The organism is Pseudoduganella sp. UC29_71, from assembly GCF_042693265.1.
In the GTDB taxonomy this organism is placed as follows: domain Bacteria; phylum Pseudomonadota; class Gammaproteobacteria; order Burkholderiales; family Burkholderiaceae_D; genus Rugamonas.
The window spans coordinates 2062260-2080451 of sequence record NZ_CP170549.1; the positions used below are offsets into that span (position 1 = coordinate 2062260).

The 18192-nt window shown below is 66.5% G+C and carries 16 protein-coding genes; 8 read left to right on the forward strand and 8 right to left on the reverse strand.

Annotated features, from left to right (window positions below):
* The 3 genes from ACFJI2_RS09085 to ACFJI2_RS09095 form a co-directional block, all read right to left on the reverse strand.
* Complete coding sequence (locus ACFJI2_RS09085; protein ID WP_377704707.1) at positions 1–2010, reverse strand: tetratricopeptide repeat protein; 2010 nt, start codon at positions 2008–2010, stop codon at positions 1–3.
* A gap of 8 nt (positions 2011–2018) precedes the next feature.
* Complete coding sequence (gene mshL, locus ACFJI2_RS09090) at positions 2019–3866, reverse strand: pilus (MSHA type) biogenesis protein MshL (protein WP_377704708.1); 1848 nt, start codon at positions 3864–3866, stop codon at positions 2019–2021.
* A gap of 215 nt (positions 3867–4081) precedes the next feature.
* The gene (locus ACFJI2_RS09095; RefSeq protein WP_377704709.1) at positions 4082–5959 is read right to left on the reverse strand and encodes an AAA family ATPase; all 1878 of its coding nucleotides are present in this window, start codon (positions 5957–5959) and stop codon (positions 4082–4084) included.
* Positions 5960–6097: 138 nt separating this feature from the next.
* Here ACFJI2_RS09095 and ACFJI2_RS09100 point away from each other — a divergent pair, with 138 nt between their 5' ends.
* The 4 genes from ACFJI2_RS09100 to ACFJI2_RS09115 are packed head-to-tail and all read left to right on the forward strand — an operon-like array spanning position 6098 to position 10086.
* Complete coding sequence (locus tag ACFJI2_RS09100; protein WP_107872338.1) at positions 6098–7801, forward strand: GspE/PulE family protein; 1704 nt, start codon at positions 6098–6100, stop codon at positions 7799–7801.
* Between the two features lies 1 nt (position 7802).
* Positions 7803–9029 (forward strand): type II secretion system F family protein, encoded by a 1227-nt coding sequence (locus ACFJI2_RS09105; RefSeq protein WP_377704710.1) that lies wholly within the window; start codon positions 7803–7805, stop codon positions 9027–9029.
* A complete protein-coding gene (locus ACFJI2_RS09110) occupies positions 9026–9583 on the forward strand; it encodes a type II secretion system protein J (RefSeq protein ID WP_377704711.1) in 558 nt (185 codons plus the stop codon). Before ACFJI2_RS09105 ends, ACFJI2_RS09110 begins: the two co-directional genes overlap by 4 nt.
* Positions 9584–9636: 53 nt before the next feature.
* On the forward strand, positions 9637–10086 hold the full coding sequence (locus ACFJI2_RS09115; RefSeq protein ID WP_377704712.1) for a type II secretion system protein: 450 nt from the start codon (positions 9637–9639) through the stop codon (positions 10084–10086).
* Between the two features lie 5 nt (positions 10087–10091).
* On the opposite strand, the gene ACFJI2_RS09120 is transcribed toward ACFJI2_RS09115, so the two are convergent.
* Genes ACFJI2_RS09120 through ACFJI2_RS09140 form a run of 5 tightly spaced genes read right to left on the reverse strand, consistent with a single transcriptional unit; the run spans position 10092 to position 15285 of the window.
* On the reverse strand, positions 10092–10559 hold the full coding sequence (locus ACFJI2_RS09120) for an MSHA biogenesis protein MshP (RefSeq protein WP_377704713.1): 468 nt from the start codon (positions 10557–10559) through the stop codon (positions 10092–10094).
* A gap of 8 nt (positions 10560–10567) precedes the next feature.
* The gene (locus ACFJI2_RS09125; protein ID WP_377704714.1) at positions 10568–11449 is read right to left on the reverse strand and encodes a prepilin-type N-terminal cleavage/methylation domain-containing protein; all 882 of its coding nucleotides are present in this window, start codon (positions 11447–11449) and stop codon (positions 10568–10570) included.
* Positions 11446–11931 carry a prepilin-type N-terminal cleavage/methylation domain-containing protein gene (locus ACFJI2_RS09130; RefSeq protein ID WP_377704715.1) on the reverse strand — a complete coding sequence of 162 codons (486 nt, stop codon included), beginning with the start codon at positions 11929–11931 and terminating at the stop codon, positions 11446–11448. The genes ACFJI2_RS09125 and ACFJI2_RS09130 overlap by 4 nt, the downstream gene beginning before the upstream one ends.
* On the reverse strand, positions 11921–12382 hold the full coding sequence (locus ACFJI2_RS09135) for a GspH/FimT family pseudopilin (protein ID WP_107979962.1): 462 nt from the start codon (positions 12380–12382) through the stop codon (positions 11921–11923). The genes ACFJI2_RS09130 and ACFJI2_RS09135 overlap by 11 nt, the downstream gene beginning before the upstream one ends.
* Positions 12383–12390: 8 nt before the next feature.
* Positions 12391–15285, reverse strand: coding sequence for a DUF6701 domain-containing protein (locus ACFJI2_RS09140; protein WP_377704716.1), 2895 nt, complete (start codon positions 15283–15285; stop codon positions 12391–12393).
* Between the two features lie 226 nt (positions 15286–15511).
* Here ACFJI2_RS09140 and ACFJI2_RS09145 point away from each other — a divergent pair, with 226 nt between their 5' ends.
* The 4 genes from ACFJI2_RS09145 to ACFJI2_RS09160 are packed head-to-tail and all read left to right on the forward strand — an operon-like array spanning position 15512 to position 18181.
* Entirely contained in the window at positions 15512–16456 is a 945-nt protein-coding gene (locus ACFJI2_RS09145) for an agglutinin biogenesis protein MshI (protein WP_377704717.1), read from the forward strand.
* Positions 16453–17103, forward strand: a complete 651-nt coding sequence (locus ACFJI2_RS09150; protein WP_377704718.1) for a PilN domain-containing protein — start codon at positions 16453–16455, stop codon at positions 17101–17103. Before ACFJI2_RS09145 ends, ACFJI2_RS09150 begins: the two co-directional genes overlap by 4 nt.
* Positions 17100–17837: a type II secretion system protein GspM gene (gspM, locus tag ACFJI2_RS09155; RefSeq protein WP_377704719.1), complete on the forward strand. Its 738-nt coding sequence runs from the start codon at positions 17100–17102 to the stop codon at positions 17835–17837. The genes ACFJI2_RS09150 and gspM overlap by 4 nt, the downstream gene beginning before the upstream one ends.
* On the forward strand, positions 17834–18181 hold the full coding sequence (locus tag ACFJI2_RS09160; RefSeq protein ID WP_377704720.1) for an MSHA biogenesis protein MshK: 348 nt from the start codon (positions 17834–17836) through the stop codon (positions 18179–18181). The genes gspM and ACFJI2_RS09160 overlap by 4 nt, the downstream gene beginning before the upstream one ends.
* The last annotated feature ends 11 nt before the right edge of the window (positions 18182–18192 follow it).

Below are 18192 nucleotides of genomic sequence, written 5' to 3' on the forward strand. Positions count from 1 at the left end.
TCAGTTCGGCTCCGCCAGCTGGCGCATGCGCGCGCGCACCGCCTCGCTGTCGAAGCCGGCCGGACCGGCCTGGGACAGCGCCAGCGCGCGCTGGTAATAGTTCAGGGCCAGCTTGGGCTGGTTCAGGCGGTCCAGGCCTACGGCCAGGTTGAAGGCGTAGTCGGGATTGTCGGGGTTGGCGGTGTAGGCGCGGAAGTAGGCTTGCTGCGCGTCGGTCCAGCGCCCCTGGCGCGAGTACAGGTTGCCGAGGGCGAACAGCAGCGGGCCGGCGCCGGGCGATTTGCGCAGCATGTCCTTGAGCCGCATTTCGGACTGGCCGGTGTCGCCGGGCCGCAGGCTGAGCAGGCCAGCCAGGGCGTCCGGGTCGCTCGGGTCCAGCTCCAGCAGGCGCATATAGCTGGCCGAGGCCAGCGCGGGGTCGTTGCGGCGCAGCGCCACGGCGGCGTTGCCGAGCAGGGCGTCGCGATTGTTCGGGTCTTGCCGCAGCGCGGTTGCGTACTGGTCGGCGGCGGTGGGCAGGTCGCCGGTCTGCAGGGCGTGGTAGCCGTATTGCAGCGCGGGGTTGAGGCGCGGCGCGTTGCTGTGGCGGCTGACCTTGATGTCGTTGCTGGACCAGGCGGCGTCCGATCGCGTTCCGGCGCCCCCGGCTGCGCCACTGGCCGCGTTGCCCGCAGCACCTGAGCCGCCCGCCGCGCTCTGGGCAGGCGCGCCAGCGGCGCTGGTCCAGCCTGCGCCCTGCGTGCCACCGGTGCCACCCGCGCCGCCCACACCGAATGTGCCTGTACCTTGTGCTCCGCCGGCCCCGCCCACGCCGCCCGTGCCTGCGCCCTGGCCCGCCGCCGGGGCTGCTGCCGCGAACGGGGGCGGCGTGCCGCCTTGCTGGCCGGCCTGCATCTGCATGGCGCGTTCAATTTCCTCGGGCGTGGCCATGACGGTGTTGGATGCCGGCGGCGCATTGCGGGACGAGCCCAGCATGGAGCCGCCGCTGGATGCGTTGCGGGAGTAGGACGCTCCGGCTGCCGGGCCGGCGGCAGGCGCCTGGCCCTGGGCCGGCTGCGGCGGGGCCGCCGGGACGCCACCATGGTCGCCTGCGCCTGTCCCTGCGCCTGCACTCACGGCGCCTGATTGCGCGCCGCTTGCGTCCATGCCGCTTGCGCCGCCAGCCGGGCCTGCAACGCCGCCCGGGGGCACGACGATCGTGCCCGGCTTGGCGCCAGCCGCGTCGGGCGGCGGCATCGGCACCATGGGCAGGTTCGCGCCGGGACCGGGCGCCGTGGTGGCGCGCCAGTATATATAGCCGAATACGGACACGATCAGCAGCAGGATGCCGCCCAGCACGGCGAGCCGGATGCGGGCCGGGTCCCAGCCGACTTTGTCCTCGGCCGCCGTCGCCCGCGCCGCCGCTGCCGAGCGCGCCTTGGCGGCCGCGCCGGTCCCGGGCTGCCCGGCACCGGCACCGGCACCCGTGCCGCCGCCGGTTGTGGCGGTACCGTTGGCGCTTGCGCCGGCGGACTGCGTGTTGAACTGGTCCGAAATGCGCTGCCCGCTGCTCTGGCGGCGCTCGCCGGTGCGCGCATCGGGCTTGCCGGCGGCGGCAAGCGCTGCGGCCGGCGAGAGGGCGGGTATTGGCGGCGCGGGATCGAGCGCGCTGATGGCTTCGTCCCGTGGTACCGTGTCGGGCAGGTCCTGCAAGCTAAGCTCGTTACGCGGCCTGGCGCCGCCCACGCGTGCCTGCGGCGGCGTGGGATCGTGCGGCGCTTCCTCGGCCGGGGTGAGCGCGGGGATCTGCCCGGCCTCCAGTTCCGGCATTGAGCGCGGCACCGGGGCCGGCGTCAACGGCGTGTCGATGGGCTCCAGCGAAAACTCGGCTGCGCGCGCTGGCGTGGACGTTGGCGGCACGTCCTGCGGCGTCAGCGCCAGCAGATCGTCAAAGGCCTCGGACGGCTTGTCCGCCTCTTCGTCCGGGAGGGCGCTCTGTTTGGTGCGCTCGGCCTTCTTGAGTGCCTGCATCAGCAAACTCATAACCCACCTGCCTTGCCCGCCAGGGGCGGCTCCATATAGGCGGGCGCCGGCGCCGACGCCTGGCCGGGCAGCAGATAGCGGTAATCCTTGTAGTCCCCGCTCATGCTGGCGTCCTTCACCACCACCGGCCGCATGAAGATCACCAGTTCCGTCTTGCTGGCGTTCTCGTTCCGGTAGGAGAACAGATTGCCCACCACCGGCAGCTGGCTCAGCAGCGGCACGCCGTCCTTGGTGTTGTCCACCGAATCCTGCATCAGCCCGCCCATCACCGCCACCTGGCCGTTGCTGATCTTCATGATCGACTCCAGCTCGCGCGCCTGGATCACCGGCACCTGGCTGCGCACATTGCCTGCCTGGAGCGCCGGATTGGGGTCCTGCACGTAGCCCACGATGCGCGTGATGGTGGGCCGCACGTTGAGCGTGACCTCATCGCTGTCGGCGATTTGCGGCGTCACGCTCATCACGAAGCCCACCGGCACCGTCTGCAAGGTGGATTCATACGTGGCCGGCGCCGTTACCGTGCCGCTGGAGTTGAGTACGGCCGGCGTCACCTTGATGGTGAAGAACACGTTGTTGTCCACCACCTTCAGCATCGCCGTCTGGTTGTTCAGCACGCTGATCTTGGGGCTGGACAGCACTTTCACCTTGCCGAACGATTCCAGCAGCTGGATGGTGGCGGTGAGGTTGCCCGGATTCAGATAATTCAGCACAAACATGCCCGGGGTGCTGCCCGGCAGTACGCCGCTCGGCAAGGTCGCCGTGCCCACCTGGCCCTGGTTCATGCTCAGCCGGCCGTTCAGGCCGGACCAGTTGATGCCTTGCTGGTACTGGTCGCCCAGCTTCACTTCGATGATGGTCGCCTCGATCAGCACCTGGCGCTTGGCGCTGTTGACCACCAGGTCCAGGAATTCCTGGATTTTCTCGTGCTGCCGCGCCGTCGCGCGCACCGCGATCAGCCCGCCCTCGGCATTGACCACGATGGACGGATCGTTGCGCGTGCGGCCGCGCTGCGTGAAGGGCATGGCGTTGTCGCCGAAGGACTGCGGTGCCGCAGCCATGGGTGCAATCGCACCCTGTCCGGGATTCTGGCCGCCCTGGGCCGCCGCCTGCTGGCTCTGCGCCTGCATCTGCGCCAGCGGGTCCTGCTGGGTGTCGCCCAGGGTGGAGGCGCGCAGCATGTCGCGGATGTTCTTCTCCAGGCTGTACCAGAAATTGTTGTCCGAACGGTTGCCTACCGAAGTCGTGGAATTGTTGTTGCCGCTGCCGAGATTGCCCCCGCCGGCGCTGGACGCCGGCGCACCCGTGGCGGCGCCGACCGGGTTGCTGCTCTGGCCTGCCGCGCCGCCGCCGGTGGTGGAGATCTGCGTGGCGATGTTCACGCTGCTGCTGGTGCTGCGCGCCACGTTCACGTAGTCCACCTTGTAGTTGCGCCATTCCGGCGCGTCCGGCAGCACCACCAGGTTGCTGCCCTCGATTTCATAGCGCATGTCCACCTGCCGCGAGATGCGGCCCAGCAGCTGCGGCAAGGTCTGGTCCAGCGCGTTCAGCGTGACCGTGCCTTCGATGGCGGGGTGGATGTCCACGTTCATGCCCGCGTCGCGCGCCAGCGCGAACAGCAGCGACTGCACCGGCACCTTGTGCACGGTAACGCTGTACGTCTCCACCTTGGCGGACGGTTTGGGCGGGGGCGGCAGGGCGCTCTGGCGCACCGGCTCCGGAATGGCCCCGGCCACGCGCGGCGCGTCCGAAATATGGGCAGGGGAAACCGGCAGCTGCGGCGTGGCGCAGCCGGTGACGAAAAGGACGCAGGCAACCGGTATCAAGGGAGCGGCGAGTTGTTTCATGTGCGGAACGCCCCAGGCAAGCGAAATATTGTAATTTTGAAACGTCAACCACCATCATCCAACAAAAACAACAAGGGGGGCGCACGGTTCAATTTCCGTTTGCAAACATTATGGATGACGTCGAATGGCCGACTCCGACTCCGACTCCGACTCCGACTCCGACTCCGACGGCGCGGGAGCGGAAGGCTGGCTGATTCCGGCGCCGGGGCAGGCGCTCAGCGCGTGCTGCCGCCGTCCTTCCCGGCCAGCAGGACCGCTGCCCGGATGCCCTTGATGGTGCGGATCTTGTGGTGCGTGCCGGAGCGCTCGGCCAGCGTGGCTTGCACTTCCTGGACCTTTTTGGCGGAGGAGAAGCTGCCGTAGACCACGGCGATACGGCGCTCGCCTTTGATGAGCATGGGGTAGGTGTGGACTTCGCTGAGGCCGATGGCGGCGCGGGTGTCAGCCAGGAACTGCTCGGCGCGCTGGGTTTCGGTGGCGGAAAAGTTTTCGATCTGGACGCAGAAGTTGCTGTCCGGCTCGTCGCGCAGCCAGGTTTCACTGGCGCGCAGGGATTGTTTCAGCAGGCCAGCAGGTGGCAACGGCGGCGCCGCAAACTGGGCAGGTGGCACAGCTACACGGGGCTGTGGCGCCACCGCGTGCGCCGGCTGCGCTATGGCTGACGGCGCGGCGCTTGCCGCCTGCAGCGCCTTGCGCGCCGTTGCCGCCGCCACGGGTGCCGCTGCCGTTTCGGACTTGACAGGCTCGGTGGCGCGCAACGCCATCTGCACTGGCGGACTCGCCTGCGTGACGGGCAGGGTGGCCGGCGCCTGAGCGGTAACGGCAGGGGCGAAGGCGGGACCCAGCATAAAAGCTGCAATTGCCACGCCAGAGACAGCCAGCATCGCGCCGCCAGCCACCATCGCGCCGCGCGCCGCGGAGCGCGGCCGTGGCAGTGCCGGAGTGGGCAAATCAGGCGCCACAACAATATCGGCAACGGGCCGCGGCCCCGGCTCGAGCACAGGGGCGGGCAGCACCAGTGCATCCGGTTCGGCCACTCGCTCCGGCCCGGCCACGGCCCCCGGCGGGGCCGCTGCCTCGGGCTGGGCTACTGCTCCTGGCTTGCCCATCACCTTCGGCTGGGGCGCGGCTTCCGGCTCGGACGCAGCGGCAACGGCCGTTTCAGCCGCAGGCTCCCCTGGCGCCGTCGGAGCTGGCACCGTACTCAGCCTGGCGCCGGGCGCTGGCGCTGTGTCCCGTGCGGACAAGGCCTCCGGCGCAGTCTTGCCAGCTGCGCCCTTGATGGCGTCCCGCACGTGAAACATGGCGACGGCGGGCGCGCTGGCGTTGGCGGCGACGGCCAGCGACTTATCTGCCAGCGCAATGAGCGCGTGCAGGTCGGCGCCGCCGCTGCGGGCGATCAGTCTGGCCGCGTCCAGCTGGAACAGCGCGCCGTCGGCATGCCCGGCCGCGCGCAGGCGGTGCGCCAGCAGCTCGGGCGCCAGCTCGGGCGACGGCGCTGGCAGCACAAAACTGAGCGTGATGCGCTCGCGCAGTTGCCGCAAACGCGGCTGGCGCAGCACATTGCTCAACTCGGAAGTCCCCAGCAGCACCACTGGCAGCAGGGCATGCGCCCCCTCGCTCAGATTGGTCAGCTGCCGCAGCGTCTCCAGCGTGTCGGCCGGCAGCGCCTGCGACTCCTCCACCAGCAGCACCGCCAGCCTGCCGGCCGCGCGCTCCGCCGCCAGGTGGGCATGCAGCAGCCGCATGATCTCGTCGCTGCGCAAGCCGCCCGGCGCCAGGCCCAGCTGGCGCGCTATCGAGCACACTGCGTCCTGCGGCGACATTGCAATGCCGGCCGCGTTCACCGCCCGCTCCAGCACCACCGCCTGCACCGGCGGCGAGTCCTGCGCCAGCCGCGCGGCCAGCACCGCGCACAGCATGGTCTTGCCGCTGCCCGGCTCACCGGTCACTTTGACAACGCCATCGCCCAGCCGGAGCGCATATTGCAAGGCCCCCAGCAACTCGCGCCGGGCCGCGTCTTCATAATGGAAGACGGGATCGTGGGCAGGGCTGAAAGGCGGGCGGGACAGGTGGAAGTGGTCGAGAGCCATAAGGATTGGATGCTGTACTGATGAGCACTGTAGCAAATATCGGACTGGTTTAGCCAGCGGGCACCACATATTACTCGTAGAAACGGCCTGATCTGACATAAAATGGCCGCGACCAATGTGCAACGTCTGGAGTAGTGTATGGCTCGGCCCGAAAAAGTCCGCTTAGGTGAAATCCTGGTGCAGCAAAAGCTGCTGACGGAGGAACAGCTCGGACTGGCGCTGGCCGAACAGAAGCGCAGCGGCCGCAAGCTCGGCCGCGTGTTCATCGAAAGCAGCTACGTCACCGAGGAGCAGATTGCGGGGGCGCTGGCGCGCCAGATGAACATCCCCTACATCAACCTCAAGTTCTACAACATCAACCCGGAAGTGGTGCGCCTGCTGCCGGAAACACAAGCGCGCCGCTTCCGCGCGCTGGTGCTGGAAGACCGCAAGGGCTCGCTGCTGGTCGGCATCGCCGACCCCACCGACCTGTTCGCCTACGATGAAATCGCCCGCCTGGTGCACCAGAACATCGAGCTGGCCGTGGTCAACGAGACCGAGGTGCTGGCCGCCATCGACCGCATCTACCGCCGCACCGACGACATCACCGACCTGGCGCGCGAGCTGGAGCAAGACCTGGGCGACGTGTCGGTGGACTTCGGCGCGCTGGCCGCCAATCCCGGCCTGGAAGAAGCGCCCATCGTCAAGCTGCTGCAGTCGGTGTTCGACGACGCCACCCAGGTGCGCGCCTCGGACATCCATATCGAGCCGCAGGAAAGCCGCCTGCAGATCCGCTTCCGCATCGACGGCGTGCTGCACCTGCAGACCGAAGCCGACATCAAGATCGCCCCCGCGCTGGCGCTGCGTTTGAAGCTGATGTCGGACCTGGACATTTCCGAAAAGCGCCTGCCGCAGGACGGCCGCTTCGCCGTGCGCGTGAAAAACCAGCGCATCGACGTGCGTATCTCCACCATGCCCACGCAGTACGGCGAATCGGTGGTGATGCGTTTGCTGAACCAGGGCGGAATCAACCTGCGCCTGGACGCGATCGGCATGCCGCGCGGCATACTGGAGAAATTCCGCGCCATCGTGGCGCGTCCCAATGGCCTGGTGCTGGTGACCGGCCCCACCGGTTCCGGCAAGACCACCACCTTGTACAGCGCGCTGGCCGAGCTGAACTCCGTTGAGAAAAAGCTCATCACGGTGGAAGACCCGGTCGAATACCGCCTGCCCGGCATCAACCAGGTGCAGGTGAACGACAAGATCGAACTGAATTTCGCGCGCGTGCTGCGTTCCGCGCTGCGCCAGGACCCGGACATTGTGCTGGTGGGCGAGATGCGCGACCAGGAAACCGCGCAAATCGGCCTGCGCGCCGCCATGACGGGCCACCTGGTGCTCTCCACGCTGCACACCAACGACGCCGCCAGCACTCCGCTGCGCCTGATGGACATGGGCGTGCCGCGCTACATGGTGGGCAGCTCGCTGCAAGCGGTGCTGGCCCAGCGCCTGGTGCGCGTGATCTGCGAAAGCTGCACTACGCAATACACGCCCACGCCCACCGAGCACGAGTGGCTGCGCCTGGAATTGAACGACAAGGTGGACATGGCGCGCTACTTCCACGGCAAGGGTTGTTCGCATTGCAACGGCATGGGCTATCGCGGCCGGACCGGCGTGTACGAGCTGCTGGAGATGACGCAGGCGGTGGTGGACGCCTCGCACAGCCCGGATTCGGGCCACTTCATGAAGGTGGCGCACGCGCAGATGCGCGGCGAAACCCTGCGCCGGCACGCGGTGCACCTGGTGATCCAGGGCCGCACCACCATCGCCGAAGCCATGCGCATCAGTAACCAGTACGAGGAATAAGGTGCCGTTCTTCGCCTACAAGGGCCGCAACGCGCGCGGCGAGCTGCTGCAAGGCGTGCTGGAAGGCGCGGACAGCAATGCCGTGGCTGACCAGCTGTTCGGCACCGGCGTCACGCCGGTGGAAATCACGCTCACGCGCCAGGCCGCGCGCAAGGACGGCGAAAGCTTGTGGAGCCGCTTGACTGAGAAGAAGGTGACGTCGCTGGACGTACAGCTGTTCAGCCGCCAGCTCTACACCTTGCTCAAGTCCGGCGTGCCCATCATGCGCGGCCTGGCCGGCTTGCAGGAATCGGCCATCAGCAAGTCGTTCGGGCGCGTCATCAAGGATCTGCGCGAATCGCTGGACGGCGGCCGCGAGCTGTCAGCGGCCATGCGCAAGCATCCCACGGTGTTCAACAACTTCTACCTGTCCATGGTGCGCGTGGGCGAAATGACGGGCCGGCTGGACGAAGTGTTCCTGCGCCTGTTTGACCACCTGGAGTTCGACCGCGAGATGCGCAACCGGGTCAAGAGCGCCACCCGCTACCCGACCTTTGTCATTATCGCCATGGTGCTGGCGATGATCATCGTGAACATGTTCGTCATCCCGCAGTTCGTCAAGGTGTTCGAGAGCTTCCGGGCCGAGCTGCCGCTGATGACGCGCATCCTGATCGCCACGTCGCGCTTCACGGTGGAATACTGGCCGGCGCTGCTGGTGGCGGCGGTGGCCGGCTTCTTCGCCGCCCGGGCCTGGGTGGGCACCGAGAAGGGCCGTTTTGCGTGGGACCGCGCCAAGCTGCGCTTCCCCATAGCGGGCAAGATCATCCACAAAGCCACCATGGCGCGTTTTGCGCGCAGTTTTGCGCTGTCCAGCCGCAGCGGCGTGCCTATCGTGCAGGCGCTGACGGTGGTGTCGCAGACGGTGGACAACGCCTATCTGAGTTCACGCGTGGAGCAGATGCGGGATAGCGTGGAGCGCGGCGACAGCATTCTGCGCACTTCCATTGCGGCGGGCATCTTCACGCCGGTGGTGCTGCAGATGATCGCCGTGGGCGAGGAATCGGGTGCGCTGGACGATCTGATGGATGAAATCGCGGCCATGTATGAGCGGGAAGTGGACTATGAGCTGAAAACGCTGGCCGCGCAGATCGAGCCCATCCTGATTACCTTCCTGGGCGCGATGGTGCTGGTGCTGGCGTTGGGCATTTTCTTGCCGATCTGGAACCTGGGCAAGGCAGCGCTGCATTGATGGGGAATCGCGCGCCGCGCCTGCCGGCTGTAGCGTTCCCGCAACGGCGCGGCGCCGGTGGTTTTACCTTGTTCGAATTTGCCGTTGTTGCCATTGTCTTCAGCGTCCTGGTCGGCGTGCTGCTGCAGCGGCTGGCGTTTTATCAGGAAGAAGCGGAGCGCGCCGGCGCGCAGTTATTGGTGACAAATATGCAGAGCGCCTTACGCAGCAGGGCCTACGAGACGGCCATGCGCGGCGGGCCGGCGGATTTGGCGGTTTTGGCGGGGGCCAATCCGATAGGCTGGCTGAACCGGGAGCCGGAAAACTACGCGGGCGAGATTGACAATTCAACAGCAAAATCTTTGGCGCCCGGATACTGGTACTTCGACCGGGAACAGCGCACTCTTGTCTATGTGTTCAGTAGTAAAAAAAGTTTTCTTGGGGACTCATATGAACGCTGGTATTTCAGAGTAAAATTCACCCGCTTGCCCACAATAAACGCCAAGCCGGAAGGAACGCAGAGCCAGGAAGGCAGCGTAGCCCTGATTAAAGTCGACGCAAGCCAGCCAAACTGAAGACGCTGTGGCTGGCAGTCACGTTTTCTTTTTTGACCAAGTTGGAGTGTTAAATGCAAATTAAACAAGTGGGTTCGCTGCGCGGTGGTGCTCAAGGTGGTTTCACGCTGATCGAATTAATCGTTGTCATCGTCATCCTCGGCATCCTGGCCGCAACCGCGCTTCCGAAGTTTGCCGACATGGGTGGCGATGCGCGCATGGCGAAGATGCAGGGCGCGCGTGCCGCAGTATCGGCAGCCGCCAGCATGTACCACGGTAAGTGGCTGGTTGCTGGGTCGCCTAGTACCGCTGGCAATGCTACTGACGGTACACCGTTGAGCGCAGAAGGTTACCCAACTCTGAGCCAAACCGGCATTATGACTGCTGCGGGGCTGACTGCGGACTACGTTCTCACGGCCTCGGGTATTACGCCGGATTCTAACCATGCGAATTGCGTGCTTGGCTATGATGCTTCGACCGGCGCCGTAACGACCACGGCTATATCAGTCGTGAATTGTAAATAATCCATTCAGCAGGGACCCAAAGCAGGGGCCGCCGTAGCGCAAGCTACAGCGGTCCTTTTTCTTTCCACGTAGTCCGGCTTGCCGACCAGGCTGCTGTCCGGGCAGCTGGCGGCGTTGCAGGCGGTGGCGGTCACCGTGAAGGTGGACTTTTTGATCGGCACGCCGGGCGCGCTTTCGCCTTCGTTGAAGTCGGTCTGCGTGCAGCGCACGGTCACCGCGAAGCCGTGCGCGCTGCGGTGGTCCAGCGTCTGGTTGGCGCCGGCGCAGTTGCCGTTCACCAGCGCCAGATACAGCCCCCATTCCGTCCCCGCCCGCGCCGCCTGCAGCGCGTAGCCCGACATGGCATCCTGCGCCGAGGTGCTCTGCTGCGTGGTGCTGAGCTTCACCGCCGTGATGGCGAGCGTACTCAGCGCCACCAGAATCAGGATGGCGGCAATGTAGGCGAAGCCGCGCTGGCGGCCGGGCTGAGTCATGGCGGGCCTCATGGCACGTTGTCGGCATGCGTGCCGAACAGGATCTGGACCGATTCATCTTTGTCCGTCAGTTTCAGTTTCATCTGCATATAGCCGGCGTCCTGCGCCGCGCCCGCGTTCGGGTTGTAGATGAACTGGCACGACTCCACCTTGGTGGCCAGCACCGGCGTGGACGCGTTGGGGACCGGGCAGCTGGACGGGGCCGCCGCGTTCAAGCCATAACCCGAAAAACGGTACAGCGTGCCGGTCCCCGTGCCGTTGACTTTGTTGGCGTTGGCGCAGACGTAGAATATCGCCTGCTGCGCCGCCGGCACCACCACGAAGCGGCCACCCTCGTAGCCCACCGGGAACTGCTTGGCCGCCGTCAGCGTAATACGGTGCAGCCCGAGCGGCGGATTGCCGCCGGTCGACGGCGGCGCGCCCACCGCCGCAATGGCCTGGGTGTTGGCGCCGGTGTAGACGTCCTCGCCGTTCTGGTTGTCGATCACCACCAGGTCGCCCGCCGCAGGCAGCGGGTTCAGCGGGCTGGTGACATCGAAGCCGCTGCTGGTGGTGGTCGTGTCGAGCGGCAGGCTGCGGTCCGCAGCGGCGGCAGTGGCATCCCAGGCGGTATCGGGCGCGGTGCGATAGCGCCCGCCGGTCGAAGTCGGAACCAGCTCGAAGCACTGGCTGGTGGCAATGCGGATGGAATTGGGAACGGCGGCGCGGATGTCGCGGCTCATGGCGCGGGTGGCGCCGTCCATCATGTCGGTCAGGCCGGCGCGCCTGCCCACGGCCAGGTAGTTGTTCACCGAAGGCAGGAAGAACACCGAAATGCCGCCCACCAGTACGCCCGTCACGACCATGACCACGATGAGTTCAACCAGCGTGAAACCGCGTTGCCTGCTCATTGCTGATTCTTTCCGAAATTGGTGCGCCAGCCCCGCAGCGCCACCTGGTCGCTGCCGTGGGTGACGGTGATCGTGATCTGCACGGCATCGCCGCCCGCCACGCCGGGCAGTGGCACGGCGGGCGGCGGCGCGCCGACGGCCACTTGCACGGTCATGCCGGCCAGGCCGAGGTCGGTGCCGTTGATGTCGCACAGCTTGGCCTGCTGGTAGCCGTTGTAGTCCATGATGTCGTTGAAGGTGTCGCGCGCGCAGGGCTGCGACGGCGCGCCGTTGGCCGAGGCGCCGAAAGGCTGATGCTGGATTTCCTCCATCAGGCCTTCCGCGAAGGCGCGCATCTGCTTGTCCACGATGGGGCGGGCGCTGGCCACGGTATTGAAGTTGAACACGCCGACCACGGCAGCGAGGCTGATGCCGATGATGACCATGGCGATAATCAGCTCGACCAGCGTGAAGCCGCGCTGGCGCGGGATCTTATTCCACATAGCCGGTGGCTCCTTGCAGGCGGATGCCGGGCTGGCCGGTCACGTTCAGGGTGCCGGCCGCCAGCGGCGAGGCGGCGGAACCGCCGGTGGTGATGGTGCCGTTCGGCTGGAAGAACAGCAGCGTGAAGCCGCTGGCGCTGATGCCCGGATCGCGGCTGGCGTAGCCGGCGCCGTCCGGACTGGCCAGCGCCGTGCCGCAGGCGGTGGAATTGGCCGCCTGCGCGATGGTCAGCGCCATCGACGCGCCGTTGGCCGCTATCGTGGCGCACACCAGGCGGCGGTGGCTGACGGCCGTCTTCTGCGCGTAACGCAGGCCGCTGGCCAGCTCGTTGCGGTAGGAGGCGCCGGCCATGCCGTTGCCGCCGCTGGTGAGCATGGGGATGGCGACGGCGGACAGGATGCCGAGCACGATCATCACCGTAATCAGCTCAACCATCGTGAATCCGTGCACGCGCCGGTTCAATTGAACAGCTCCCGCACGTGGATGGTGGCTTTGCTTTCAGGGGAAAACACGCCGAACGTGGCGCGCGCCGACGGGTCGCGGCTGTAGTCGTTGGCGCAGCCGTTGAGCGAGCGCAGCCAGGGCACGGCCGCGCCAGTGGTGGCCGGGTGGTTGGCCAGGCAGGAAGCGTCGGTGCCGGTGCCGCCCAGGTTGTAGGCCAGGTCCACGTAGCCGGCCACGTTGTTGGCCTTGGCCAGCGTGAGCACGCCTTTGCCGGCGGTGATTTGCGTTGCGCGGCTGCCGTCCGGGCGCACTGTGTCGCCGCGCGCGCTGACGCCGCTGGCGCTGCTGGCTGTGAGCGCCACGGCGGAATCCGGCAATATGGTGGTGCTGTCGTCGCTGTTGATGATCCACGACAGGCCGGTCCAGTACTGTGCTTGCACAGGGACCTTGAGTGGGCCGTTGGCGCGCCCGAAGGCGTTGGTCACGCGCAGGCGGCCGTAGCGGATCTGCGTGCTCGCCTCGGCGTGGCCGGCCGAGCTGACGCCGTCCGTGTCGTCGGCGCGCAGGATCAGCTGCAGCGGCGCGGGCTTGATGCCGGTGGCCGGGTCCGGCGCGCTGAAAGTGTAGGCTGGCAGGGCGTCGGCCCCCACCGGCGCGCCCGTCTTGAAGTCGGCGGCCGGCACGGCGCTGGGACTGAGCGTTCCCTGCGTGGCCGGGACCGCGGCCACCGTGCCGGCCGCGTTGGTGTAGAACGGGCGCAGCGTCACGGGCCTGGCCACGCCGAAGGCGCCGGTGTAGTTGGCGGTGACGGCGTTGTCGCCGTTGTAAGGCGTGATGCGCACGGTGGCGATGGGCTGGCCGGAGTAGCTGTAGACCATGGCCGGGGTCAGCGCGGTGCTGAAATAGGCCGGCGTGAAACGGATGGCGCCGTCGCAGGGAATGGTAGTTGAGCCCGTAGCACTGGTACCGCTGACGTTGAGGCCCGAGCCGAGGTAGTTATTGTCCGCCAGCGCAGCCGTGAGATAAGCTTGGCCGGCTTCGCTCCACTTCAGGCCGCTGGCTTGCGCTATGCCGTTGTTGAAGGCGCCCACCGTGCCGCTGGAAGCGCCGGCCGAGCCGCCGGCGGGCAGGCATTTGCTGAAGTTGATTGAGACCGCTTCAACAGGGCTTTCGCGGCCAAAATTCGGCGTGGCCAGGTTGTTTGCGTTGAGTGCCGTGACCGCGATGCCGGCGCCAAAGGCCACGCCGGCCTTGGTCAGAGCCGGGACGCTGCCAAACGCAAAACGGGCCGGCACGGTGGTGAAGCCATCGCTGCTGCTCATTTTGAACGCTGGATAGCCGATGGTCAGTGTCATGCTGCCCGCGTCCGGATACTTCAGCGTGGCGCTGGCGACACCATTGGCATCGAAGGTCAACGTGGCACTCTGGCCGATGCCGTTGCAAGCGGCTGGCGACGAGCCGTTAAGGGTCGGCACTTTGCCGCCGCTGTTAGGATTGACGTACGCGCATGCCACATTGACGCTGGTGGCCGAGGTGAACGCTGGCGTACACACATTGGTCTGGTCGGCGGACGAGCGTACCGCTTTGACGGTGAAGCTTTGCGTCGTATCGGCGACGTGGTTCGGCACGTCGAACAAAAATGCCGCTGTGCTGTAGCTGTGGCTGCAACTGGCGGACAAGGCCGCGCTGTTCCAGCAGGTGGTGGGGTTGGCAACGGTCACGGACAAGCCGGAGGCGCCCAGCGTCACGGTTTCCGGTGTCGTGTCTGATATTGAAACCGTGGCGCTGCTGCTGCCCGAAGGGATGGAGAAGCTTGCGCTGCCGGCCGTGCCGGTGCCGTTGACGGTACCGCTCACGCCGCCCGTGTAGGGCGTGCACGCGCCGTTGCTGTCGGCGCCGCTGCATGCCGTCACCGTGACCGGCGACGGGGTGCAGGTGATGCCCGAGCCGTTATGGCTAAGCCGGATATGGTGCAGGCTGCCGGGCGGCGGCGCGGTGCCGGTGCTGCCGCAATCGACGTCGGTGATGTTCTTCGCGTCGCAGTTGCCGGTAACGGTGGTCGAATTCTTTTTGCCAGTCAGGTTGTTGCCCGCAGTGACATCGCCGGTGATGACGGTATTCTGGTCGAAGTCCAGGTTGTTGGCTGCCTTGATATTGCCTGTGACGTGAGTGTTCTGGGCGAAGTCAATGTTGTTGCCGCTCGTGACGTTGCCGGTGATTTTCGGATTCTGGCGGAAAGCGATGTTGTCAGTTGCCTTGATCTGGCCGTTGATCTCGGCGTTCTGTCCAAACTCGGCCCGGTTGCCCGCCGTGATGTTGCCATTGATCTTGGGGTCCACGCCGAAAATGATGTTCTGCTTGGCCACGGCCGAGCCGTTCAGCGTGGCGTTCTGGGCGAAATCGATGTTGTTGGTAGCCGACACGTTACCCGTGACGGTGCTGTTTTGTCCGATTGTCAGGTTGGCGGCAGTGTAAGGGTCACCCACTGCGATGTCGCCGCTAATTCTGGCGTTGCCCGCCACGTTCATGAAGCCGTTGACCACCATATTCATCGTCACGTCCACGTTCTGCTGCATGTCGAGCGCGCCGCGTACGATCAGCGTCATGCTGTGGCCATTATTGGTGGTGCCGAAACTCTGGGCTGTCGCCAGCGAGCCGGTGATCTCCAGTGTGATATCGGATTGCAGATCCAGTTGCGTATTTTGCGACAGGGAGAGGCTCCCGGCGCAGGTATAGCTGGTGGCGGACACCTTGGTGCAGTTGAACGGGCTGGAAGTCAGCGCGGTGGGCAAGGAGTAGGTGGTTGCGTGCGCGGACGCGCAGGCCAGGCTAAGCCCAAACGCGAGCAGGCCGGTTGCACATGGAAAGCGGCGCCGATGGCGCGGTTCCATCTGCAAGGTAGAGGTCATAGTGTCGGTCTGGAGAGTCGATAGTGTCATCAGATCATGCCGGCAAGGAAGGTGTCAAGCCGCCCGCTCCTCTTGAAAACCGGGCATTTTGTCTCCTATAGGCAAAAAAAATGAACGGAACGCCACGGCCGGAGGCAAATGAGGGGGTAAAACCTATGAAACTTAAATATAATCAAGCCACTGCGAAGCATTGTGCATGCAACGCTCAACCTTTGAGACGGTACGAATGGGTTTTTTGGGAAAAGCGAAAAAAAAGGAAGGCTGGCTGGCCATTGCGCTGTACGCGGACGGCGTGCTGGCAGCGGTTGTGCAGCGCCGCGCTGATGACAAGCCGGCGGTGCTGGCCGCCGTGTTCTATCCCGGCCCGAAACAGCAGTCCGGCCCGCTGCTGGCCCGGCTCAGCCGGGAAATGCACACGGCCCAGTACCAATGCTCCAGCCTGCTCGCCAGCGGTGCCTATCAGCTGCTGATGCTGGAAGCGCCGAACGTGCCTGCCGATGAGTTGAAGACCGCCGTCGGCTGGCGCCTGAAGGACATGATCGACTTCCCCGTGGCCGACGCCACCATCGACGTGCTGGACGTGCCGCCCGCGCCCAGCGGTCCGGCGCACAACCGCCAGGTGTTCGCGGTGGCCGCGCGCAACACCGTCATCGAGCCGCACCAGTATCTGTTCGCGGACAACAAGGTGGACCTGTCGGCCATCGACATTCCGGAGATGGCGCAGCGGAATATCTCGGCCATGCTGGAGCCGGAAGGGCGCGGCGTGGCCTTGCTGTCCTTCGACGTGGACGGCGGCGTGCTGACCGTGACGTTCGGCGGCGAGCTGTACCTGGCGCGCCGCATCGACGTTACCCTGTCCCAGCTGCTGGGCGGCGACGCCGCGCAACAGCAGCAACACCACGACCGCATCACGCTTGAGCTGCAGCGCTCGCTGGACCATTTCGAGCGCCAGTTCCATTACGTGGCCGTGTCCAAGCTGGTGCTGGCGCCGACCGGCAGCGCCGCGCTGCATGAATATCTGTCGCGCAATCTGTACCTGCCGGTGGAGGTGCTGGACCTGGCCGCGCTGCTGGACCTGGGCAAAGTGCCCGAGCTGGCCGACACAGCCCAGCAGGCGCGCTATTTCATGACACTGGGCGCCGCGCTGCGCGAGGAAGGAAGCGCCTCTTGAGCCAGCAGATCAATCTGTTCAACCCGCGCTTCCGCAGGCAAAAGAACTACTTTTCGGCCGCCGTGCTGGCCGGCGCGGTGGGCGTGGCGCTGCTGGCGGCGCTGCTGGCCGGTGTGCTGGCCAGCCAGCGTGCATCGCTGCTGGAAGCCGAAACCGCCACACTGAAGGCCGGCCTGGCCGCGCGCGAGGCGCGCCGGGCCGCCGCGGCCATCGAGTTTGCGCCGCGCACGCGCAGCGCCGCGCTGGAGCAGCAGCTGGCCCAGGCCGAGCAGGAGAACCGTGCCTTGCGCGATGTATCCGATGTGCTGGGCAAGGGCGATATCGGCAATGTGCGCGGCTATTCGGCCTATTTCCAGGCCTTCGCGCGCAGCAGCGTCAGCGGCTTGTGGCTGACCGGCGTGCAGATCAGCGGCGCCGGCCGCGAGATCGGCCTGCAGGGCCGCGCGCTGCAGGCCAGCCTGCTGCCGGGCTATCTGCAGGGTTTGTCGCGTGAGCCGGTGCTGAAGGGCACCAGCTTCGGCCGCCTGGAAATGGGCCAGCCTCAAGCGGCGGAAGGCGGCAAGCCGGCCGCTGCCGCGCCCTATGTGGAATTCAGCCTGCAAGCGACGCCGGCAGCCGATGCGGCCGCGCGCAAGGAGACCCGATGAAGCCGTTGAAGCAGGAATGGAAAAAGCTGGAAGCCCGGCTGGAAGCGCTCAGCCTGCGCGAGCGCGCCATGGTGGGCGTCGCTGCGGTGGCGTCGGTGGTGTTCGTGGTCTACTTGCTGCTGATCGATCCTGCCATGGCGCGCGAGCGCACGCTGAAGGCCGAGGTGGCCATGCAGAAGCAGCAGATTGCGCTGATCGACCAGGAGCTGGCGCAGCGCAAGGCCATCGCCAGCATCGACCCGGACGAGGGCGCCCGCCTGCGCCTGCTCAAGGTGCGGGCGGAAAACGACAATATGCGCAGCGCGCTGCGCACCATGCAGAAGGGGCTGGTGGCGCCGGAAAAGATGGCCCAGCTGCTGGAGCATATGCTGAAGGGGAACAAGCTGAAGCTGGTGTCGCTGAAGACCTTGCCCGCGCAGGGCATGGGCGACGGGCGCTTCAGCGAACCGGAGGCGGGCGACGCGACCGGCGGCGCCGCTCCCGCCGCGCCTGGCGCCCTGGGCCAGCCGCCGCGTCCGCCGGCGCGGCAGGAAGAGCTGCTGTACCGCCATGGCGTGCAGGTGGTCCTGCAAGGCAGCTACCTGGACATGGTGGCCTATATGGCGTCGCTGGAACGCATGCCGTCGCAGCTGTTCTGGGGCAAGGCCAGGCTGGACGCCGAAGACTACCCGGCCGCGCGCCTGACGCTGACGCTGTACACGCTGAGCCTGGACACGAAATGGATAGCGCTGTGAAAACCGTTGTGATGACCAGCCTGCTGGCCGCCCTGGCTGCGGCCGTGGCCGCCCCCGCCGTGGCGCAAGCCGTGCCGCACGGCCTGACCGATCCCACCCGTCCACCCGCCGTGATGGCGCTGCCCGGCAGTGACGCCGAGCCGGCCGGCCCGGCCGCGCCGGTGCTGCAATCCATCCTGGTGTCGCGCGAAGCAGGCGGACGCCGCGTCGCCGTCATCAATGGTGAATTGGTGAAACAAGGTATGAAAGTGGGCGACGCCATCGTCGAGCGGGTCGGCGAAACGGACGTCGTGCTGCGCCGGGGCAAAGCCCGGGAAACGCTGAGGCTGTTCCCCAAACCATAATGCGCATCAAG